The organism is Acinetobacter sp. RF15B (assembly GCF_007558235.1).
GTDB lineage: Bacteria > Pseudomonadota > Gammaproteobacteria > Pseudomonadales > Moraxellaceae > Acinetobacter > Acinetobacter lwoffii_C.
This window is the reverse complement of sequence record NZ_VLSR01000009.1, coordinates 1-22629: the sequence shown is the minus strand read 5'-3', so window position 1 is coordinate 22629 and position 22629 is coordinate 1. Positions and strand designations below refer to the sequence as shown.

The following is a 22629-nucleotide window of genomic DNA, read 5'->3' as shown; positions in this document are numbered from 1 at the left end:
AGGCTTAATCTTTTATATGAGCATCCTGCCGATGCGTCTGGATTTTTTTGATTTACGTCTTTTTCTCAATATAGTCGATACCGGTAGCCTGACCAGAGGTGCTGAACGCTCTGCCATTTCTTTACAAGCGGCCAGTGAACGGATTAAAAAGCTGGAACAGCAATATCAGGTCAGTCTGTTCAGCCGCCATTCCGGTGGGGTAAAAATGACTTTTGCAGGGCAGGTCTTTGCTGAGCATGCCCAAGCCCTGTTGCAACAAGGACAACAATTGTCTCAAGCCATGGCTGGCTTTAGTGAAGGACTCAATTCCAATATCAGCTTATGGTGTAACTCTTCAGCACAAAGTGAGTATCTGCCCCTATTATTACCCCAGTATTTGGTAAATAACCCAAATATCCAGATCGATTTAAAAGAAGCAGAAAGCAATGACATCATTGCAGCTTTGGTGAACGGCACTGCCAAGCTAGGACTGATCTCTAGCTTTTTTCCTGCACCCCAATTACAGACTCTGGAATTTTCAGATGATCCTCTGGTACTGATCTGCCCTGAACAGCATGATTTGGCCACGAATCCGGCATTAAAATTAGCAGACTGTCTGAATTATCCCTTTGTGGGCTTGATGCAATATCACTCTTTGCAGCAGTCGATTGAAACCCAAGCTCGCTTGCTGAACTGTGAGATTCAATACCGCTTGCGCTTACCGAATTTTGCGGCCATTGCCCAAGTTGTGGCCAATGGAGTAGGTATTGCAATTATGCCAAAACGCGCTGCACAACATTTATCAAAACTCTATGCATTTCAGCAAATCCAACTGACCGGAGATTGGGCCAACCGTAAGTTATTGTTAGCTGCAAAGAGCTTTGATGAACTGAGCACGGCCTATCAGCACTTTAGCCAGTTCCTCATTTCTGCGGATGTACAAAAAATCCTGAATTAAATCCAGCCGAATTGATGCAACGCCATATAGCTGCCTAAGGCAATCAGGCCGATAAAAAATACGGTACGGAATGTCTGTTCAGGGATACGGGAACGGATGTTCTTGCCGAACCACATCCCGATCAAGGCAGGAAGCAGTGCAATTGCGGACATGGCATAATCAATCGGCATATCTTCTACTGGGTTTCGGTGCAGGAAAATGGCCAAACATACCGTCGAGGTAGTAAATACAAGACCCAAGGCCTGTACCAGATCATCACGTTTTAAATGCAGGGTCTGCAAATAAGGCACCACTGGAATCACCACTACACCCGTCGCCACGGTCAAGGCACCGCCAAGATATCCCATCATCGGAGAAAGCCACTTTTCATGCTGGCTTAAATCTGGCATCCGTTTCGCCAGTAAACCATATAGGCCATATAGGGCAAGCATCGCGCCCAATAAGGCTTCACTGTGAAATTCAGAATGGCCTAACGTCGGAAAAATACTCCAGACCGAACCCACGATAATGCCGGCCAGCAATAGCCAGAAACGGCGAATCAGTTTCAGCACATGACCTTCAGCAAAGAGTTGCCAAAAATTGGTCAGCATTGAAGGTACAATGAGTAAAGTTGCTGCCTGAAATGGACTCATAAATATAGTCAGCAACCCCATAGACACCGCAGGCAAACCCAAGCCAATGGTGCCTTTAATCAGACCAGCCAGCGCAAAAATAGCAATAACAAAAGCAGTCATCTGATGACCCTAAATTGATTTAGGTTCATGCTATAGAAATCACGGATAGAGAAAAATCAGGGTTTTAAGAAGGAAGCCTCAAGTAAATCTTGAGGCTTCAGATGAATGTGCTGAAAACTAGCAGACTGATCAGCGAAAATCGGATTTAAAACTGGTTTAAGGACGAAATTCTTTTAGCTCCCGCTGAATAAAATACTGGAACATTTCCCGGTACAGATGCTCAATAAATTTCTGGTCCACGCCCTGCTGTTGGGCCAAAGCCCTTACCTTTTCCACAATCTGCTCCATACGCTCCGGTGATTGCAGATCGGTTTCAGTTTTTTTAAAACGTGTGGTTTGATCAACATAGAATTGACGCGCAGCAATCAGCTCAACTAAAGCTGTATCAATGGCATCGATCTGGTGACGTGCATGTTGTAATGATTCAGCTTTGATTTTTTCCATATTGATTCAGTTCATGCTCAGTTTGATTATCACTTTTATACTTTTCTTCTAACACATTACTGAAAATACTTTCAATCATCCAGACACGATATAGGCTATTAAATGTGTAACTTTGCCCTTCAATCCGCAATTCCAGTACCGGGAAATCAGGCTGGGACTTCATTTCGCACAAAGTGTCGTTTTCTTGTAATTTGGTCTGAATATCTTCCTGGGTCAGCTCGTCCAGCTTCAACTCCTGCTGTAGACGCTTGATATGCGGTGCATAGGACAAGTCATAGCCACGCGTCCAGACGGCTTGCAGAATTTGGTACATGGCATCAATGCGCTGCTCTTCCGGACAGCTATAGAACAACTGTGCCATCGGTACAATGGCCTGCTCAGTCGGTCGGCAAAAAGGTGTAAATTTGACCTCGGTACGTTTGGATAAACGGGTCGCCAGATTCCATTTAAACCAGTCCCGTCCACGATAGGATAAGGGATAGACATTCAGCCGGATATTATAAAAATCGGCCAGCTCTTCCTTGATATAAGCCAATAACAGCCAGGAAATCGGATCTTCCAGCGCAATATACAGATCCAGTTCCGGATTCATTGACTGGATTTCATTCAGCTCTTCTGCATCGCTGATCAAATGCTCACGCCATTCAATATGATTGATCAGGAAAATCGGATTATCGGTCAGCAGCTTTTGCTGTTTCAAGCGCCGGGTCAGACGCAGTAAATCATCTACCGCATGATACTGACGTCCGCCAAAAGTGAAATAGCTGGCCAGAATAGGGGTGGTATTGAAAATCCGTTCCGGAAAATTTTGCGCGGCATGATGGCGACTGGCCATGATATATAAGGTGCGTAATTTTCCGTTCTGTTTTTGCCAGAGCATATGGAACACATCTTCGAGCAGATACAGAAAATTCTGTCCACGTAAGGGGGTGTTTTTCAGAATGACTGCGGCCTGTTTCAGGGCTTCCGGGCTGGGCAGCTCAGGCTTATCGTGGAAGCTGAAACGATGCTGCTTGGCCAGAATTTTCGCATCATGAATGCAGTAATGCTGCCATTCATCAAAGGACATCTGGTTGGGGGGTTCAGCGCGTTGCTCGGAAATCACGACTTTGAGAGGCTTGAGCTGCGAGCTTAAGATCTCTTCCAGCTGGGGCAGCTGCTGTACGGCCAGATAACTATAGACATCATCCAGTCTTAAATGGATGCTGAGACCATCTTCAATAGATAACACCGCTTGACGAACTGGCTTCTGGTAAAACCAGCTCGATCGGATTGGATCAAACCAACGGCGTAACAGGGACATGAGATCAGCCTCGAATAATGTCTTGTCGTGCCAACCCCTGCTGGCACGCTTGCGCTATGCAAGCCCCTATTATGAAGAGATTTGCATAGAGATATAAGTCTTGTGCAAATTTTATATCAAGTCATGAACAAATGTTCAATATTTAACAATGAATTAGACCTCGAGATTGAGGTCAGTGACTGCCCCTTTTTCAGCACCGGTGGTCAATTTAGCAAACTTTGCCAAAGCACCAGAGCGATAATGGGGTGCAGGTTTGACCCAGGCCGCACGGCGTACTGCCAGTTCTTCATCGGAAATATGCAGGGTCATTTCACGGGTTTCGGCATTGATCGAGATTTTATCGCCATTTTTAACCAGTCCGATCGGGCCGCCTTCATAAGCTTCGGGCGTCACGTGACCAATCACAAAACCATGACTGCCGCCGGAAAAACGGCCATCGGTAATTAAAGCCACTGAGTTGCCCAGTCCTTTGCCAATAATAGCCGAGGTCGGTTTGAGCATTTCAGGCATGCCCGGACCACCTTTCGGGCCTTCACCACGAATTACCACCACTTCACCGGGCTTGACTTCGCCATCTAAAATCCCACGCATGGCACCGATTTCTCCCTCAAACACCCGTGCCGGCCCCTCAAAATACAGCCCCTCTTTGCCGGTGATTTTGGCCACCGCTCCTGTAGGAGACAAATTGCCTTTTAGGACTACCAGATGCGAATCTTTTTTAATCGGCGCATCAAATGGCAGGATAATCTGTTGCCTTGGTGGATAGTCTGCGACATCCGCCAGGTTTTCTGCCAAGGTTTTACCCGTTACGGTCAGGCAAGAACCCTCCAGCATACCGGCATTCAGCATACGTTTCATCAGCGGTTGAATACCGCCAATGGCGATCAGTTCTGACATGAGGTATTTTCCGGATGGCCGTACATCGGCCACCACAGGAATATCTTTACCAATCCGCACGAAATCATCCAATGACAGCGCTACCCCTGCGCTATGGGCCATCGCCAGTAAATGTAGTACCCCATTGGTCGATCCACCCAGTGCAATCAGTACTTTAATGGCATTTTCAAAGGCGGCTTTGGTCATGATGTCACGCGGTTTAAGGTCTAGGCGTAACAGGTTCATGACCGCCTCACCCGCACGCATACAGTCAATTTTTTTCTCTTCGGAAACGGCTTCCTGTGCCGATGAGCCTGGCAAGCTCATGCCTAAGGCTTCAATGGCAGAGGCCATCGAGTTGGCAGTATACATTCCTCCACAAGATCCCGGCCCCGGCAGAGCCACCTCTTCAATCTGCTTGACCTGAATTTCGTTAATTTCGCCTTTGGCATATTGTCCCACTGCTTCAAACACCGAAATCATGTCAGTATGCCCAGCTCCCGGTTTAATGGTCCCGCCATAAATAAACAGGCCGGGACGATTTAAACGGGCCAGTCCCATAATACAACCCGGCATATTCTTATCGCAGCCACCAATCGCAATGACGCCATCATAGGCCTGACAACCGACCACCGCTTCAATGGAATCAGCAATAATTTCGCGTGAGACCAAGGAGTATTTCATCCCTTCAGTCCCATTCGAAATTCCATCAGAGATAGTAATGGTATTAAAGATAATGCCTTTGCCATTGGCAAAATTCACTCCTTTTTCAACTTCACGGGCCAGCCTGTCAATATGCATATTGCAGGGTGTGACATTGGCCCAAGTCGAGGCAATACCAATAAATGGACGCTTAAAATCTGCATCTTTAAAACCGGTTGCCCGCATCATGGAACGTGCCGGGGCATTTTCTATACCATCGTAAACGGGGGCTGAATGTTCGCGGATATTGTCTTTACTCATTATTTTTTCCTTGGCGATGACCGATTTTCAGCTTCAGTCTTTGGCAATTTATTCTAAGCTCATTGTATAGAAGGCATACGATATATAAAAGAAATTACCTTGCAGAAAAATATTTTGATTAACTCTTAAAACGCTTTAATCACATGACCGAGCGACATGGATGTCGCTGTTTTGCTGTACTACAAGGATGGAGCATCAGCAAAACAAAATATTTTTGTTAGTTTTGTTCTTCCAAAAGTAAAACTCTGCCTGCACAAAGATCATAAGAACTTTTGAATGCATTTGAGGCAGTGAAGTTTTCCAAAACCATAAAAAAAGCACCCCCTCTGGAGTGCTTTTTTTTTACTGTAAAAATTACAGCTTAGATTTCACGTACTGCGCCTTTTGCCGCGCTGGTGGTATGCATGGCATAGGCTTTCAGTGCTTTTGAAATTTTACGTGGGCGCTCTTCTACCGGATGCCAGCCTTTGGCTTCCTGCGCTGCACGACGGGCAATCATGGTTGCCTCATCGACTGCCAGGTGAATGGTGCGGTTTGGAATATCGATTTCGATACGGTCGCCATCTTCTACCAGACCAATAGCGCCGCCCTCGGCGGCTTCTGGTGACACGTGACCGATAGAAAGACCGGATGAACCGCCCGAGAAACGACCATCGGTTAACAATGCACAGTCTTTCCCCAGGCCTTTCGATTTCAGATAGCTGGTTGGGTACAGCATTTCCTGCATACCCGGGCCACCGCGCGGCCCTTCATAGCGGATCACGACCACATCACCGGCTTTAATTTGGTTCCCCAAAATCGCATCCACTGCTGAATCCTGACTTTCAAATACGCGTGCCGTACCGTTAAATTTCAAGATAGAATCATCTACACCAGCGGTTTTCACGATACAACCATCCAGTGCAATGTTACCGTACAGGACCGCCAAACCACCGTCTTTCGAGAAAGCATGTTCAGCATTACGGATCACGCCATTTTCACGGTCACCATCCAAACGTGAATAGTAACGGTCTTGCGAGAATGCGGTTTGTGTCGGTACACCGCCCGGTGCTGAACGGAAGAACTGATACACGTCTTCATCTTCCGTACGGATGATGTCCCATTTGTCCAACGCATCTTTGAGGCTTGCTTCATGCACGGTTGGAACCGATGTATCGAGTAAACCTGCACGGTCAAGCTCGCCTAGAATCGACATGATACCGCCGGCGCGGTGCACATCTTCCATATGCACATCTTGTTTCGCTGGGGCAACTTTACACAGCACCGGTACTTTACGCGATAAGCGGTCGATGTCATTCATGGTAAAATCAACGCCAGCTTCGTTCGCAGCAGCCAATAAGTGCAGGACGGTATTGGTGGAGCCCCCCATTGCAATGTCCAAAGTCATGGCATTTTCATAAGAGGCTTTGGTGGCAATCGAGCGTGGCAATACGCTGTAGTCATCTTGTTCATAATGACGTTTAGCCAGTTCAACAATTAAAGAACCTGCACGTTCAAAGAGTTTTTTACGGTTGGCGTGGGTTGCCAGCGTTGAGCCATTCCCCGGCAGTGACAAGCCCAAGGCTTCAGTCAAGCAGTTCATCGAGTTTGCTGTAAACATGCCTGAACATGAACCACAGGTTGGACAGGCGGAGCGTTCGTATTCTGCGACTTCTTCATCGGTATAGCTGTCATCTGCTGCCACAATCATGGCGTCGATCAAGTCAATGGCTTTCTCATTGCCGCGGATTTTTACTTTACCCGCTTCCATTGGCCCCCCCGATACAAAAACCACCGGAATATTCAGGCGCATTGCCGCCATCAACATCCCCGGGGTAATTTTGTCACAGTTTGAAATACAGACCATGGCATCGGCACAGTGGGCATTCACCATATATTCGACCGAGTCTGCAATCAGGTCACGTGAAGGCAGGGAATACAGCATGCCGTCATGCCCCATTGCAATGCCGTCATCCACAGCAATGGTATTGAATTCTTTGGCTACACCGCCTGATGCTTCAATTTGACGCGCCACCAGCTGACCTAAATCTTTGAGATGAACGTGACCGGGTACAAATTGCGTGAATGAGTTGACCACGGCAATAATCGGTTTACCAAAATCTTCGTCTTTCATACCGGTCGCACGCCATAAGCCACGTGCGCCAGCCATATTTCTTCCGTGTGTTGATGTTTTTGAACGATAGTCAGGCATGGTGTTATTCCAACAAAGTTTGTGCAGGAGTGGGAAAATTCATCCACTCTGGCGAAATCTTACTAATCAAGAGCATGAAATCAGTCGAATTTTAAACATATCATAAATTAGCGATTCATTTAAAAAACTGGCTAAAAATACAGGACTTACTGCAATATGCTCAACTGGCAAGTTTCAATGCATATACGATGACATGCTGAAAACTACTATACCGCTAAGGCTCTGCATTAAATACAAAACTTTCATGAATAATTTTTAAAATTTACATGATTTATTTTTATATAAATATCCACTAAAAATCCATCGGGATAAAGCCTTGTAACAGATAAGTGTGCCGATTGATTAGGCTGGAATTTGGCTTTTGGCTTATACTAGGCTCAAGTTTTTTTGGAATTTCATGCGTGAAAATCATCTTTGCCGGCACACCAGAATTTGCAGCGGTTGCGTTAAAAGCCCTCATTAATACCCAGCACGAGATTATGGCGGTGTATACCCAGCCAGACCGTAAAGCAGGTCGTGGGCAAAAGTTAACTGCTTCGGCAGTCAAACAGCTGGCATTGGAGCATCAGCTTCCGGTCTATCAGCCTGTACACTTCAAGTCTTCGACTGAAGAAGGACTGGCGGCCCAGGCTGAACTGAAAGCCCTGGACGCTGACGTAATGGTCGTCGCGGCTTATGGTCTGATTCTGCCACAAGTGGTTCTCGATACCCCGAAATATGGCTGTCTGAATATTCACGGTTCGTTATTGCCACGCTGGCGTGGTGCAGCACCGATTCAGCGTGCTATTGCCACCGGCGATACAGAAACTGGCGTAACCATCATGAAAATGGCAGCAGGACTAGATACGGGTGACATGATGTATAAAACCTGGTGTCCAATTACAGCCGAAGATACTTCAGCCACATTACATGACAAACTGGCGATTCAAGGCGCTGAGGCGATTGTGGCTGTACTCGAATCTGAAGAAAAATTACAGCAATATCTGAATGCCCGCGAAGTTCAGGATGAAGCGCTCACAGTATATGCACATAAACTCTCTAAGGCAGAGGCGCATATTGACTGGACTCAAACTGCGGCCAGCATTGACCGTAACATTCGTGCCTTTAATCCTTGGCCAGTGGCCTACATTCCACTGGATGAAAATAATAATCTGCGCGTTTGGGGATCGGCCCTGTCTGCTGCCAATGCGCGAGGGCATAAGGCAGGCACCATTCTGGCGATAGACAAACAAGGTGTGCATGTGGCCTGCGGTGATGAAAAAGCCGTCTGCCTGGGCGCCTTACAATGGCCAGGAGGCAAACCGCTTAATCCGGTCCAAATTAACCAGACCCAAAAATTACATGTAGGACAGTCATTGGCATGAGTTATTCTGAAACAGGTACATCCCATCTGAACTTGCGTGCCCAAGTGATACGTACTTTACTGGCGGTACAACAGGGACAATCTCTGGCAACCGTTCTCCCCCTGCACCTGAAAAAGGTGGCAGAGCGTGACCGCGCCCTGTTCCATGAACTGGTTCTGGGTACTTTGCGTCAATGGTATGCCTTAAAAAGTATTACCCTGCCTTTGCTGGTGAAACCGCTCAATAATGATACGGTCGAGACCTGCCTCTATGTTGGTCTTTATCAGTTATTGCAAACTCGGATTGCGCCACATGCGGCAATTTCTGAAACAGTAACGGCGGTCAAGCAGCTCGGCTATCAGGCTTTGAGTGGTGTGGTGAATGCCATCCTGCGCCGTGTTTCACGTGAAACATCAGAATTTCAGGTGGCGCTCGAGCAAGCTCATGGTCTGCCAAGCTGGCTGCTGAAACGTCTAAAGAAAGACTGGCCGGAACAGCTGAGTGAACTCAGCCATGAGCTCAAGCACCTTGCTCCCCTCACCTTACGGGTAAATGAACGCCAAGTCAGTCGTGACGATTATTTAGAAATTCTGGAAGAGCATGATATTGCAGCACATGCCTGTACCATTTCACAGGTCGGCATTGTACTGGATTCGCAAGTCCAGATTCCTGACTTGCCAGGCTTCGATGTTGGTGGTTTTTCGGTTCAAGATGAACATGCCCAATTGTGCGCCACCCTACTGCCCAATCTGGATGACAAGTTCGTCGTGGATGCCTGTGCAGCACCTGGGGGCAAAACCGCACATATCCTCGAAAAATATCAGCCTCGAAAACTGATTGCTCTGGATCAGGACACCAAGCGTTTAACTCGGGTCACCGAAAATCTGGAACGCCTTTTATTGGAAGGTGAGCACGTCGTGATTGAAGCTGCCGATGCGATTAGCTGGCAGGCAGCCGAACAGCCGGACTGTATTGTTCTGGATGCACCCTGCTCTGCCATTGGCGTGATGCGCCGCCATCCGGACATCCGGTTGCTGCGTCATTCAACTGATATTGGCCAGACTGTCGCACTGCAACAGCAGATTCTGGAAAATATGTGGCAACAGCTCAAAGTTGGCGGCACCCTGCTGTATATCACCTGTTCAATTCTAAAAGCGGAAAATGAACAGCAGATGGTGGAATTCTTTAGCAAACATGCTGATGCCAAAGAAATTAAAATCCAGGCCGATTGGGGCATTGAACAGATTCATGGGCGCCAGTTATTGCCACAAGCAGGCCGTGGTGATGGCTTCTTCTATTGTCGTATTGAGAAAATAGCATAATTTATAAATAAGCAGACTAGACTAAAAGGGTGGCTCAGGCTGCCCTTTTTATTCTGTATTTTTTAACAGCTACTGAATAAATTTGAAGATGACCAGACTGGTTGCCAAGGCCGCCATACCACTCACCAGACCATAGACCGTTTCATGACCTTGGGAAAACTTTTTGGCTGCAGGCAAGAGTTCATCTAATGCCAGATAAACCATTACGCCACCAATCACCCCGAACACCATGCCATACATTGTCTGGTTCATATACGGTGCCAGAATAAAATGGCCCAATGCCGCTCCCAAAGGTTCGGCCAATCCCGAGACAAAACTGGCCAGCAAGGCATAATCTTTACGACCAGTGGCCAGATAGACAGGTAGCGCAATTGCAACACCTTCAGGAATATTATGGATCGCAATGGCCACGGCTAAAGGTACGCCCAGTGCAGGGCTTTCCAGAGTCGCAAAAAAAGTCGCCAGTCCTTCTGGCAAATTATGCGCACTAATCGCCAATAGGGTCAGTAATCCGGTTCTAAGTAACTGTGGCTGGCTGGCATCCTGCGCTTGTCGGGTTTCCATAGTTTCATGCGGGTTCGGAATCAGACGATCGAGTACTAACACCAAAATCACGCCAAGCAGAAAAGCAAACGTACCCAAGGCAAAACCGGTTTTTTCATTAAAGGCCGAACTAAAAGAATGAATAGATTTATTCAGAATTTCGGTGAGAGAAACATAAATCATGGCCCCTGCCGCAAAGGCCAGGCCAAACGCCAGAACACGGAAATTGGGACGTTTTAAGAACAGCACCATTCCTCCACCCACGACAGTCGCCAGACCTGCAAGAAACGTCAGACTAAATGCAATTCCGACTTGGTCGGGTAAAATGGCCTGCATCTTAATGCTCCATTTCTAAAATAAGAAAGTCATTATCACAAGGGATAATGACTTTCATTTTTATGGTTTGTTGGGCTAGATCAACAGATTTTTAGTTAAAGTATGTGCTGGTCTTTGACCTCGTCCAGCACCTCATCCTCTTCTGCATCCGGGTGCTTCGCCAAATGCAGCATGGCGAGAATCAAACCACCCCAAAGCAAGATCATTGAAATGGCCATCATAAATATTGCGGAAGTATTCATCTTAGTTCTCCTCCCCAGTCGTGCTATCTTTTAAATAGCTCAAGCCAATAGCGCCCAGCATAAACAGGGCCACGGTACCCCCACCGACAATCCATAGAATGTGCGTCGCATAATCCCCATAGCCACTGGCAATAATGGACTTGATGGTTAAGCCCAAAGCTATCAACAAGGATAATGGGGTAATGACCGTCAGCAAAAAGTTCCAGCCCTTGCCTAATTTAATGCTTGAGTATTGGTTAACATGCGCTTGTAACTGTTGCATTAATGGACGATGGAACCAGGACACCAGGATAATAGAAAGTACACCGCCACCGACAATCCCAATGTTATTGGCAAAGTAGTCAATAATATCGACAAAGGTAATTGCACTGTGTGTCGAGAAAATTAATGTAGACACCACCGCTGAACCGCCTGCGATAATGGTGACCGCTTTCTTACGTGACCATCCTAGTTTATCCTGAAAGGCTGCGATAGGGACTTGCAGGATACTCACCATGGAGGTGATTCCCGCCACGGTTAACGAGGCAAAGAACAAGAATCCAAACAGATCTCCTCCCGCACCCATACTCGAAATAATTTTAGGGAAGGCAATAAAGGCCAAGCCAATTCCTCCCGACACCACCTCTTCTACTGGCAAACCTGAGCTATAAGCCATAAAGCCTAATGCAGCAAAGACCCCAATCCCGGCTAAAATCTCAAAGGATGAGTTTGCTAATGCAACCACCAGACCGGAGCCTGTTAAATTGGTTTTTTTCTTCAAATAGGAGGCATAGGTCAGCATAATCCCGAAACCCACTGAAAGTGAGAAGAAAATATGCCCAAATGCGGCTAGCCATACTTTATAGTTCGCCATCGCTTCCCAGTTTGGGGTAAAAAAGGCATTTAAACCTGTGGTTGCGCCGGGTAAACGCAGCGCTTGTACGACCAAAATGGTAAATAACACCACCAGCAAGGGCATAAAAATTTTATTGGCAAGTTCTACACCGCGACGAACGCCGCCATATAAAATGAACATCACCACGGCCCACACAATCACCAGTCCAAAAAATAAGGTTGGCACAAAACCTAAGGCTAGGCCTTCACCATTTTGCAAATAGGTAGAAAAAAAGAATCCTTGTGTGTCTGCTCCCCATTGTTGGCCAATGGAATAGAACATATAACTGCCTGCCCACGACAAGACACTGGCATAATAGAGGCCAATGGCTAAGGTCACCATCACTTGCCACCAACCCAGGGCTTCAGAGTTCATGAGCTTCTTATAGGCAGTTGGTGGGGCCTTACGGAACTTATGGCCAACGGCATAATCTAAGTACAATAAAGGTAAACCAGCGGCAAAAATAGCTATCAGGTAAGGAATTAAAAATGCACCGCCGCCATTTTCATAGGCCACATAAGGAAAGCGCCAAATATTTCCCAAACCCACGGCAGAACCTACGGCTGCGATAATAAATCCTGATCGCGCGGACCAGTTTTCACGAGAATCTGTCATAAAACACCTAAACTATAAATTCCTTTTCATGCTGTTTGTTATGATTATTTCATCAGCAAAAAAAGAAACATTTCCATTATTTTTTGGTGTTTGAATTAGCGTTGTGCCTTTTGGGCATCGTATTCTAATGTGCAAACAGGTCAGTAAAATGTACAGCTTGCTTAAAGTCTGATGCGTTCACTGACCTTTAGATGCTTTAACAATACTGAATTTTTCACTTTTTTTCTGTAATTTCTGCTCAAAATATTCTTCTTTTATAATCTATCCTTAGTCAATCGTTCAATAATTCGACCAACTGATCTTGATTTTACTGACTCGATATTGTGAGAAATTTTGAAATGTATGATTTGTAAGTTTTACTCCGGCTTTTCCAGCCTTTTCCCCGTCAATTGCTTAGCAGTTCAACCATTCGTAGAACCTCACAATAAAAAGTAGCGTATCACTTTGCATGCACGGCAATAGACCTAGCTTTTTTAATCAGGCTTGCATGTTTTCCTCGTTCCAAATTTATGGCTATTGAATTAAAAATAAAATTCCACAATCTGCGGCTTGCCGATTGTGGACTTCAGTTGATTGCTTCGATCCGCTTAGGTTTTAATAACCAGCATCCGGGCTTCCTGCATATCCCGGATGGCTGACTGAATCCCTTCCCGGCCCAGACCGGAGTCTTTCACCCCGCCATAAGGCATGTTATCTACCCGGAAAGAAGGAATATCATTAATGATGACACCGCCGACCTGTAAATGATCCCAGGCATAGAGCATATTTTGCAGATTCTGGGTATAGACCCCGGCCTGCAAACCAAAACGGCTATTATTGATGCTGGCAATACCGGATTTAAAGTCAGCATAAGCTTCCAAAATGGCCACCGGACCAAAGACTTCATCACGATAAATTTCCAGCTGCCGGTCAACGTTTTCAAGCAGGGTCGGTTCAAACATCACGCCATTCAATTCGCCGCCCGCCAGTACCCGTGTGCCTTGCGCAACGGCGCTATCTAACCAGCGCTGTAAACGCTGGGCTTCAGTGGCTTTAATCATCGGACCTGCCAAAGTACTTTCCAGATCAGGATCTGCTGCTTTCAGGTTTTTGACTTGCTGAACCAGCTTGTCCCGGACATCCTTATAAATATCCTGATGCACTAGAATGCGCTGCACACTGATACACACTTGTCCAGCATGACCATAAGCACCGGCAATCAAACGATTAATCAACGCTTCTGTAATTTCAGTATCTGGCTCAATCATCACCGCTGCGTTACCACCCAATTCCAAGGTGACTTTTTTACGCCCTGCCCGTGCTTTCATATCCCAGCCGACCACATCTGAACCGGTGAAACTGAGCAGCTTGAAACGGTCATCAGTGACCAGTACATCGGCCAGATCACGTGGACATGGCAAAACCGAGAAGGCATTTTTCGGTAAATCGGTTTCAGCCAGAATCTCGGCAATTTTTAAGGCAGAAATTGGCGTCAGGCTGGCTGGCTTCAACACAAAAGGACAACCCGCGGCAATTGCTGGTGCAATCTTATGTGCCGTCAGATTCAGGGGGAAGTTAAACGGACTGATCAGGGAAACGGCGCCAATAGGCATCTGCTTGACCATGCCCTGATAATCCGCGGCTGCTGCCGTAACGGCCAGCGGTAAAATACGTCCCTGATCCATCTGGGTGACGGCATCTGCGGCAATCTGAAAGGTATTAATCAGGCGTTCAACTTCCGCAGCGGCGGCTTTACGAGGCTTACCGCCTTCTGCAATCAGGATAGTGGTCAGCTCTTCACGGATTTCTTTAAAACGCTGCACACAATGCAACAGGATATTCTGCTTTTGAAAAGGTTTTAACGCTGCCATCTCGGCTTCGGCCGCGGCAGCAGCCTGAATAGCCTGCTCCAAAGTTTTGGCATCTGCCAGGGCAACCCGTGCATAAAGTTCCTGACTATATTTATGTTTAACTTCCAGCCATGCTCCTGTCTCCACCGGTTTTCCGGCTACATATAAGGGATAATCGTTATAAGGCTGTACTGCTGTAGATCCCATTGCTCCGTCCTTTGCATCCAAATATATTACAATTTTAAAATTAGCTATATGATGCACCCAGATGCAGATATTAAGAATATGTATTTCGGTAAATGACATCGTTCAATTTAAACAAAATATAAGGGAAAATATGAAGCAGATAACAATATTAACTGCCCTATTCCTCGGATGTGGCCTAACCACATTCAGTCATGCAGATGTGCTGGGACTGAAAGCTGATCTGAGTTACTGGAATTTTGAGGGTTATAGTGAAAATACAACCCGTCATCCAGTGCCAGAATATCAGCATGTGCTGGATCGTCAGGGTACGGCACAACTGTCTGTGGCCTTAGAGCATCCAGTACCGATCATTCCGAATGTTAAAATTAAATACGTTAATCTGGACAGCCAAAGTAAGGAAGATATTCCGGGTCTTTCCGCGGACATTCAGCTCGACCGGATTGATTATATTCTCTACTACGAAATACTCGATAATATCGTCAGTGCAGATCTGGGCCTTGGTCTTACCAATCTTCAAGGTACCGTTCAACATCGCAATGCGCCCTACTTGACGGATTATGAAGCGGATGGTTATGCAGCCCTGGTTTATGGACAGGCCGGAGTGAAACTGCCATTTACCGGACTCAGCGCCAAAGCAGAGGCTGTATTGAGCCGTGGTAGCGATACCTCGCTCACTGACTTGCAGGCTGAAGTGCAATATAATTTTATTGATAATCTACTGGTTGATGTCGGTGCCAAAGCGGGTTATCGGATTATGAAGATTGACGCTGAGCAGAGTCAGGCACCTGATCTGAAACTTGAGTTTAAAGGGCCTTATGTCGGTCTGGATATACACTTCTAAAGAGGGCTATGCGGGTCTGATTTAACCTTGTAAGTTCAGGCTTACAACATGCAGTATGATCAACCTCTATACCGATTTTTCAATACAGACTATTCTACCCCTATAAAGAGCAGGACGCTCAAATACCTAAAAACAACAAGAATAATGTAATACCTCAGGACGTAAGGTATGACAGGAGTTATGCCTAAAAGTGAAGTACAAAAAAAGCTCTGACAGGATGTCGGAGCTTTTTTTATCTCGATATCCTGACTTAGCATTGCTTAACAATTGCAAGCTAAAACTCCCACATTGTAAGAATCGGCTTGTTGTTAAGCTGAAAATCCTCACATTTTTTGGGAACAGCGATCATGGTAAAAAAGGTCCTCTTTATTACTTCAAATCAAGGTATTGAACATGATGAACTGGTCGAGCCTTTAAACTTTCTCAAATCCAAAGGATTTGAAGTGATTCATGCTGCAGAAAAGAATGAAGATGTGGCAACTGTAAAAGGCGATACCAAAGCTGCTACCGAATATACGCCGGATACCAGTTTCGACCACGTCAATCTGGATGATTATGATCTGCTGGTAATTCCGGGCGGTACAGTGAATGCGGATACCTTAAGAATCAATCAGGATGCCCAGAACATCATTCAGCATTTTGCTGACAAGCACAAACCGATTGCCGCAATCTGTCATGGGCCATGGGTATTGATTGATGCACAGCGGATTAAAGACAAGAATCTGACCTCGTATAAGAGCATTAAGCTGGATCTGGAAAATGCCGGCGGGAAATGGGTCGATGAACCGGTTCATCGTTGCAATACCGGTGATTGGGTATTGATTACTTCACGTAATCCAGATGATATTCCTGCCTTTAATGAAGCAATCTTGAAAGAACTTGAAGGCGAAGCGGCTTAAATCCTTAAAATAAAAAGAACCTCATGATTGAGGTTCTTTTTATGTTTAGATGCCGCCTGTAAGACTTTTCAGGTAAGCAATCACTTCTTTATTGCGTGCCATTTCGGCCAGTTCCAAGGCAGTATGAGGGCTACGATGGGCCAGATCTGCACCTTTACTGACCAGCAGTTTGACCACAGCCAGATGATCATTTTCAGCGGCAGCCTGTAGGGCGCTATAGCCTTCTTCATCGGCAGAATTCACGTTCAGACCTTCTTGCAAACCCTGCTCGACCTGTTCAACGTCACCTAAGGAAGCCCAGTACACCAGTTCAGGAAGATGCAGTTCGTTGTCATCTTCAGGGATTGGGGAGAATGAGTTAATGTTCATACGCTAATAACTTTATTTTAAAGTATTGCCTTATTCTAAAGGAAAATCAGCTTTATTTTCTTGCACAAATTGTGACATTGCTTTCATTCTACGATAATGAGCTAAAAGAAGTTTAGATACTTCTTCTGGATCTCCAACTTTCTGACTTAAATCAGTTAAATTTGCATACCCTAAACTTTTTGCTAATTCCTCATTAAGCTTTCTTACTTCTCTAATTTCATTTGCTGCTAATTTTAATGAGCTGTCATGTTTTTCCTTACGTCTTTTACTTAAATTGCTATAAATTTCCTTTAAGTTTTTGTAAGCAGAATAAGATTCATTGAATAAAGCTAAAAAAATATTAACAGATTCAGCAATCTTTTTTGCTACTTCATAATTTAAAATTAATTCAATAAATCCAGGAGATGCATAAGTTATTGCACGAATAATAGGTTTATCTTCTGTAGGAATATATCTTGCAAAAAGATGATAAGCATTTACATATGTAAGGCCATCTCTCAGCTTATAAACCTCTATCTCTTGTAAAAAAGAATTTGAATTTATAATTCCTGTTATATTTTCTAAGCAATAAACAAATGCATAATTTTGCATATATAAGCGAGTAAAATTATTTAAATCTGCTAATGACCATCTTGAATCTAAAAGGATTCGATAATTATTTTCTTCTAATTTATTAAGACTCATTTTTACCTATTATATGCATTAATGAAAAGTAATAATATTAATACACAAAGTTTATTTTTCAATAAAAAATTAATATAAAAAGCCCCCTTTTGGAGGCTTGTTATTTAATCCTTAGCTTTAAGCTTTAGACACTGCTGGCTCAATTGAACCAATCTTGTCAGCTTCATTTTCATGCATGATCAACGCAACCGCAATTGCTGTAATCAGTACCGGTAAACCGACTGCCATAAAGTTGAAGTGTGCAGGCAGATTCATACCCAGTAAGCCACCAATCAGGATCGGGCCGACAATTGCCCCCATTCGGCCAATTGCAGAAGACCAGCCAATACCGGTTGAACGTACGGCCAATGGATAGAATTGCGCTACATAACTATACAATAACATTTGCGAACCAATCGATGCTGCACCTGCCAGGAACACCAAGATGTAAAGCAAAAACTGATTTGACTGGAAACCCATCAGGCTCATCACAATCGCGCCCATCATACCGAGGAACATCAATACCGGTTTCAAATGGAAACGGTCAGCCAAAATACCACCACCGACAATACCGACGACTGCACCCACGTTCATGACCATCATAAACATCAGGCTGTTATCCATCGAGTAGCCTGCTGCCATCATCAGCTTCGGCAACCAGCTGCTTAATGCATACATAGTGAGTAAGCAGCTAAAGAAGGCAATCCAGAACAAAACCGTATTGACCGCACGGCCACGACGGAACAGGCTCACCACGTTAGCAGGTTCAGGTACATTTCCCTGTGGCAGGCTAAACGTAGTTTGCTCATTTACGCTAACCTCTGGCGCCAAACGACGTACAATACGACGTGCTTCCTGCTGTTTATTTTCTTTCACCATAAAAGCGAGTGATTCAGGCAAAAATTTCCAGATGACCGGTAATAAAAATAACGGGATTCCAGCAATAAAGAACATGATTTGCCAACCAAAACTTGGCGTAAACCACGAACCTAATAAGGCGGCCATCACCCCACCTACGGCATAACCACTAAACATGGTGGTCACCAAGGTACTGCGCATTTTTTGTGGCGCATATTCAGAAGTTAAGGCCACCAGGTTAGGCATCACCCCACCAATGCCCAGACCGGCAAGAAAGCGTAAAACTCCGAATTCGGTTGGATTTGAAGCAAAACCCCCAGCAAAAGTCAGACCACTAAATAATACAATACAAATCATGATGACTTTTTTACGACCGATTTTATCCGCCAAGGAACCAAAAATCATCGCACCAAACATCATCCCGGCAAGTGCGGTACTGGCCAACATACCTGCTTGAACAGCACTTAGACCCCAATCCTGCATCAATAATGGTAAAACCACACCATTAATTGCTAAATCATAGCCATCAAACAAAATAATGAGTAAGCACCAAGCAACTACATTGAAGTGAAAAGGCGTAAATTTCGCATTATCGACTACAGAACTAATATCCACTTTTTCCGTTGTCATCGTTCTCATCTCCCATGAGTACTTGTCCATAATATCCTTTTGAAGACTCAATTGAATATTCAACTGAAGATTCAAGACTGAGGAATATACGGAAGTCAGATTTCAGGCACAATAAGACTAAATGATATATTTCTATGAATTGGGAAAAGGCATTTATTTGCGTGATATGTCACGTTTTTATTAAGATAAATTATTGAATAATGAATTAATTATAATTTTAATTAAACTTAGCCCAGTAATTAAACATAAGCTAACTATTTTTCGGCCCTGTATTTTTATAGAAAATTTAAACAAAAGCCCCTTAATTGAAAGGGGCTTTTGTAATTCTTTAAAAGTTTAATTCATTTTAATTGGCAAAAAATGCCTAGGTTTTAATCGAATTGAGCTTTTTGGCTGCCAACACAGTCTCTGTATCATGTTCTGCCGCCAGGTCTTTACGCACAATCAGGGCAACAGAAATTGCGCCAATAATGGCCGGGATTGCCACAGCCAGGAAATTCATCTTGTGTGGTAATTCCATGCCCAGCAAGAAACCGATCACGATTGGTCCCACAATGGCACCAGTGCGGCCGACTGCAGAAGCACAGCCAATGCCGGTAGAACGGATGGATAAAGGATAATATTGCGCCACAAAACTATATAGCAGAATACTACTGCCAATTGCAGAAGCACCCGCGGCCGCCACCAGTAAATAAATTACCACTTGTGGAGAATTAAAGCCGAGGCCCACCAGAGACACCGCACCCAGCAGGAACATGCCGATAATAACCGGTTTCAGATGAAAACGGTCTGCTAGAATCCCTCCACCAATCGTACCAATTACCGCACCGATATTCATCGCCAGCAGGAACATCAAGCTATTACCCAATGAATAGCCTGCGGCCATCATCAGTTTTGGCAACCAGCTGCCCAGCGCATATACCATCAGCAAACACATAAAGAAGCAGCTCCAGAACAGTAAGGTGCTCATGCTACGGCCTTGTTTAAACAGGGCGGCAATAGAGCCTTCTGGTGCGTGGACTTCATTCAGTACAAATTGAGTATCTGCGGTAACCGCCTGTTCAGGAACAATCTGCTGTACAATTTTACTGGCTTTTTCATTTTTCTGCTTTTTTACTAGAAAAGTCAGTGATTCAGGTAGATAGAACCATAACAGTGGCAAGATCAATAAAGGAAGCCCTGCAATATAAAACATGATTTCCCAGCCAAAACTTGGTGTTAACCAAGCCCCGAGCAATGCCGCCATAATACCACCTACCGCATAGCCACTAAACATAGTAGTCACCAAGGTACTGCGCTTTTTTTGTGGTGCATATTCTGAGGTTAAAGCCACCAGATTAGGCAACACTCCCCCAATACCCAGACCGGCAATAAAACGTAAAACCCCAAACTCGGTTGGGCTTGAGGCGAAACCGCCCCAAAAGGTGAATCCACTAAATAGAGTCACACAAATCAGAATTACATTTTTTCGGCCAATTTTATCTGCCAGCATCCCAAACAGCATGGCCCCAAACATCATTCCCGCCAGTGCGGTACTTGCCAACATGCCAGCTTGCACCGCTGTCATATTCCATTCTTGCATGAGTAGAGGTAAAGCAACTCCATTAATTGCCAAGTCATAACCGTCAAAAATAACGACAAACAGACACCACAATACGATTTTTAAATGGAAAGGTTTAAACTTTGCTTCATCCACTACAGCATTTACATTTATTATCGCTGACATTTTTACCTCACCTCCAATTGTGAGCTTTTACTTATTGTATAAAAAATGAATGCTTATTCACTTTTTATATAAAATGGATGATTATTTATACTTTGTCGACTGCAAAATTGATCATTTTTTAACTTTATTGGCTTTTTAACACTAAATTTGTAAATAAAAATATTTAATTAATTCAGCTAAATATGTGATTATTCACATATAAAATAAAGTATTATCAAAGTGATAAACTGGTTTTCTGTAAAATTTATATAAAAAAATCCCCAGATGGATCCATCTGGGGATTTATTAAAAATGCTCAACAATTCCTAATATAAAGCTTTTTCCAAACGAATCTGGATAATTTCATTATCATCTGCCAGGTTGCGGTTACGTCCGCTAGAGCCAGGAAAATTATTATCATTCAGCACAGTAAGCAAGTCTGGCCCTTCAATAATCAGATCTTCAATTGTCTGGAAAGGCAAACCAAAACGAGTATTAGTAGCTATATCGCCTGCGCGTACAGGTCCGTATAACAAGTCCGGATTGGCAAGATTCATCAAATTGACCAGCTCTATACGTGAAACTGCTTCACCAGGTTGATTCAACTTAATTTTGATTAATTTTTTATAACCGCCCAGATTATTTTCAGTATCATCCCGCTCGATAATAATGCCTTCTGACTGATTAAATAGCTGAAAATCACCAATTGCTGTGGCTTTACTATCAAGATCAAAATAATAGACCTTTCCAGTATAAGCTTTTTTCTGAATATCAAATTCGGAAATAATCAGTTGTGATTGAGTCGCATCAATTAACGGTTTTTCCAGTAGAGGATAAAGATATTGGCCATCAGTGGAGATGGCCATCCCTTCAAAACCGCCACTGCGTTGTACCAACGGAGTCACATAATTTTGACCCATTTTATTCAGCTGATTTTGTGGAGAACGGAGTTCAATTCCGGGTTTGCGAGGGTGTGGCAAAGCAATAGGTGGGCTTTGCAAGATGCCTTCGGCATTAAAATGCAGTAAATAAGGACCAAACTCATCTCCAATCCAGATATCTCCATTTGCAGTGCGTTGCATCGATTCTGGATCAAAATCAGCGCCTGTTAACGGGCGTTCTTGGGTATTTTGATTAACAATATCGAAAGGAATCAGACGATTAGGATCGCGCAGCTGGATATAAGCCAGAGGTTTTACCCCTGCTGTCCCACCAACTTTAGTTCTAAAATCAATTGAAAGGTGATGTAAACGCAATAAATAATCTGCTGAATTATCTTGAGCGCCAAAACCATTATCAGACATCGCCAGGTAAGTACCGTCTGGATTTTTAAGGGCAGCCGAAAAACCTTGTACAGGCTGACCTTTAAAGGGAGGAAAAATTCCATTCGCTCCCTTAACATCATGGCCAGAATCAGGACCTTCTGCATAAGTTTCTACATCCAACTTGGCAAAAGATATCAGTGTAGGTTCTGTTAATGTCTGCTCGGGTAAAGTTGTGTCGTGATGATCTGAATCTTTACAAGCAGAAAGCATCAAGATGCAAATACTTAACACGCTCAGCGAAATTTTTCTCATACGGCTCTTCATCTCGTCATTTTTTATAGTCAAAACTGATTAAATCAGCTTTAAATGACAAACAGACAGCAATTGTATGAAGCTTTAGCTAAGTTTTTAATTTCTAGCAGGACATCCACACTATTGTTCTGATTTTTATTCTCCTTCTTATTTTTTTCTTTTTATAAAAAAAGAAATCCCCCTGCTGATTAGCAGGGGGATTTTTGAATAATGAGCTGGCGATGACTTACTCTCACATGGGTAACCCCACACTACCATCAGCGCAAAGAGGTTTCACTTCTGAGTTCGGGAAGGGATCAGGTGGTTCACTCTTGCTATGGTCGCCAGC

The 22629-nt window shown here is 44.4% G+C and carries 19 protein-coding genes and 1 rRNA gene; 5 read left to right on the top strand and 15 right to left on the bottom strand.

The window, feature by feature from the left end; genetic code table 11:
- The first annotated feature begins 31 nt into the window (after nucleotides 1-31).
- The gene (locus tag E2K74_RS08525; RefSeq protein WP_151207257.1) at nucleotides 32-937 is read left to right on the top strand and encodes a LysR family transcriptional regulator; all 906 of its coding nucleotides are present in this window, start codon (nucleotides 32-34) and stop codon (nucleotides 935-937) included.
- Here E2K74_RS08525 and E2K74_RS08520 read toward each other — a convergent pair.
- The 5 genes from E2K74_RS08520 to ilvD (E2K74_RS08500) all read right to left on the bottom strand — a co-directional run bounded on the left by E2K74_RS08520 (nucleotide 934) and on the right by ilvD (E2K74_RS08500) (nucleotide 7448).
- Nucleotides 934-1671 carry a sulfite exporter TauE/SafE family protein gene (locus tag E2K74_RS08520; protein ID WP_151207161.1) on the bottom strand — a complete coding sequence of 246 codons (738 nt, stop codon included), beginning with the start codon at nucleotides 1669-1671 and terminating at the stop codon, nucleotides 934-936. The genes E2K74_RS08525 and E2K74_RS08520 overlap by 4 nt on opposite strands.
- 156 nt (nucleotides 1672-1827) lie before the next feature.
- Entirely contained in the window at nucleotides 1828-2115 is a 288-nt protein-coding gene (locus E2K74_RS08515) for a chorismate mutase (RefSeq protein ID WP_151205565.1), read from the bottom strand.
- Nucleotides 2096-3418, bottom strand: a complete 1323-nt coding sequence (locus E2K74_RS08510) for a hypothetical protein (RefSeq protein WP_151207159.1) — start codon at nucleotides 3416-3418, stop codon at nucleotides 2096-2098. Before E2K74_RS08510 ends, E2K74_RS08515 begins: the two co-directional genes overlap by 20 nt.
- 153 nt (nucleotides 3419-3571) lie before the next feature.
- Complete coding sequence (gene ilvD / locus E2K74_RS08505; RefSeq protein WP_151207157.1) at nucleotides 3572-5257, bottom strand: dihydroxy-acid dehydratase; 1686 nt, start codon at nucleotides 5255-5257, stop codon at nucleotides 3572-3574.
- A gap of 361 nt (nucleotides 5258-5618) precedes the next feature.
- Nucleotides 5619-7448 carry a dihydroxy-acid dehydratase gene (gene ilvD / locus E2K74_RS08500; protein ID WP_151205485.1) on the bottom strand — a complete coding sequence of 610 codons (1830 nt, stop codon included), beginning with the start codon at nucleotides 7446-7448 and terminating at the stop codon, nucleotides 5619-5621.
- A 401-nt stretch (nucleotides 7449-7849) separates the two neighbouring features.
- On the opposite strand from ilvD (E2K74_RS08500), the gene fmt reads away from it, so the two are divergent.
- The gene (fmt, locus tag E2K74_RS08495; RefSeq protein WP_151207155.1) at nucleotides 7850-8812 is read left to right on the top strand and encodes a methionyl-tRNA formyltransferase; all 963 of its coding nucleotides are present in this window, start codon (nucleotides 7850-7852) and stop codon (nucleotides 8810-8812) included.
- A complete protein-coding gene (rsmB, locus tag E2K74_RS08490; protein ID WP_151207153.1) occupies nucleotides 8809-10113 on the top strand; it encodes a 16S rRNA (cytosine(967)-C(5))-methyltransferase RsmB in 1305 nt (434 codons plus the stop codon). Before fmt ends, rsmB begins: the two co-directional genes overlap by 4 nt.
- Nucleotides 10114-10182: 69 nt before the next feature.
- Here rsmB and zupT read toward each other — a convergent pair whose 3' ends face one another.
- The 4 genes from zupT to E2K74_RS08470 all read right to left on the bottom strand — a co-directional run bounded on the left by zupT (nucleotide 10183) and on the right by E2K74_RS08470 (nucleotide 14759).
- On the bottom strand, nucleotides 10183-10992 hold the full coding sequence (gene zupT, locus E2K74_RS08485; RefSeq protein WP_151207151.1) for a zinc transporter ZupT: 810 nt from the start codon (nucleotides 10990-10992) through the stop codon (nucleotides 10183-10185).
- Between the two features lie 95 nt (nucleotides 10993-11087).
- Nucleotides 11088-11234 (bottom strand): methionine/alanine import family NSS transporter small subunit, encoded by a 147-nt coding sequence (locus E2K74_RS08480; protein WP_151205234.1) that lies wholly within the window; start codon nucleotides 11232-11234, stop codon nucleotides 11088-11090.
- Between the two features lies 1 nt (nucleotide 11235).
- Nucleotides 11236-12723, bottom strand: coding sequence for a sodium-dependent transporter (locus E2K74_RS08475; protein WP_151207149.1), 1488 nt, complete (start codon nucleotides 12721-12723; stop codon nucleotides 11236-11238).
- A gap of 587 nt (nucleotides 12724-13310) precedes the next feature.
- Nucleotides 13311-14759 (bottom strand): aldehyde dehydrogenase family protein, encoded by a 1449-nt coding sequence (locus tag E2K74_RS08470; protein ID WP_151207147.1) that lies wholly within the window; start codon nucleotides 14757-14759, stop codon nucleotides 13311-13313.
- Nucleotides 14760-14889: 130 nt separating this feature from the next.
- Between E2K74_RS08470 and E2K74_RS08465 the strand changes: the two genes are divergently transcribed.
- Together E2K74_RS08465 and E2K74_RS08460 are read left to right on the top strand one after the other, a co-directional pair.
- The gene (locus E2K74_RS08465) at nucleotides 14890-15600 is read left to right on the top strand and encodes a TIGR04219 family outer membrane beta-barrel protein (RefSeq protein WP_151207145.1); all 711 of its coding nucleotides are present in this window, start codon (nucleotides 14890-14892) and stop codon (nucleotides 15598-15600) included.
- Between the two features lie 347 nt (nucleotides 15601-15947).
- Nucleotides 15948-16499 carry a type 1 glutamine amidotransferase domain-containing protein gene (locus E2K74_RS08460; RefSeq protein ID WP_151207143.1) on the top strand — a complete coding sequence of 184 codons (552 nt, stop codon included), beginning with the start codon at nucleotides 15948-15950 and terminating at the stop codon, nucleotides 16497-16499.
- A gap of 45 nt (nucleotides 16500-16544) precedes the next feature.
- On the opposite strand, the gene E2K74_RS08455 is transcribed toward E2K74_RS08460, so the two are convergent.
- The 6 genes from E2K74_RS08455 to rrf all read right to left on the bottom strand — a co-directional run bounded on the left by E2K74_RS08455 (nucleotide 16545) and on the right by rrf (nucleotide 22629).
- A complete protein-coding gene (locus tag E2K74_RS08455) occupies nucleotides 16545-16868 on the bottom strand; it encodes an ankyrin repeat domain-containing protein (RefSeq protein ID WP_151207141.1) in 324 nt (107 codons plus the stop codon).
- 30 nt (nucleotides 16869-16898) lie between these two features.
- The gene (locus tag E2K74_RS08450) at nucleotides 16899-17552 is read right to left on the bottom strand and encodes a M3 family metallopeptidase (protein ID WP_151207139.1); all 654 of its coding nucleotides are present in this window, start codon (nucleotides 17550-17552) and stop codon (nucleotides 16899-16901) included.
- A 117-nt stretch (nucleotides 17553-17669) separates the two neighbouring features.
- A complete protein-coding gene (locus E2K74_RS08445) occupies nucleotides 17670-19019 on the bottom strand; it encodes an aromatic acid/H+ symport family MFS transporter (protein ID WP_151207137.1) in 1350 nt (449 codons plus the stop codon).
- A 364-nt stretch (nucleotides 19020-19383) separates the two neighbouring features.
- Nucleotides 19384-20745 (bottom strand): MFS transporter, encoded by a 1362-nt coding sequence (locus E2K74_RS08440; RefSeq protein WP_151207135.1) that lies wholly within the window; start codon nucleotides 20743-20745, stop codon nucleotides 19384-19386.
- 305 nt (nucleotides 20746-21050) lie between these two features.
- Nucleotides 21051-22301 (bottom strand): esterase-like activity of phytase family protein, encoded by a 1251-nt coding sequence (locus E2K74_RS08435; RefSeq protein WP_151207133.1) that lies wholly within the window; start codon nucleotides 22299-22301, stop codon nucleotides 21051-21053.
- 213 nt (nucleotides 22302-22514) lie between these two features.
- A 5S ribosomal RNA gene (gene rrf, locus E2K74_RS08430) occupies nucleotides 22515-22629 on the bottom strand.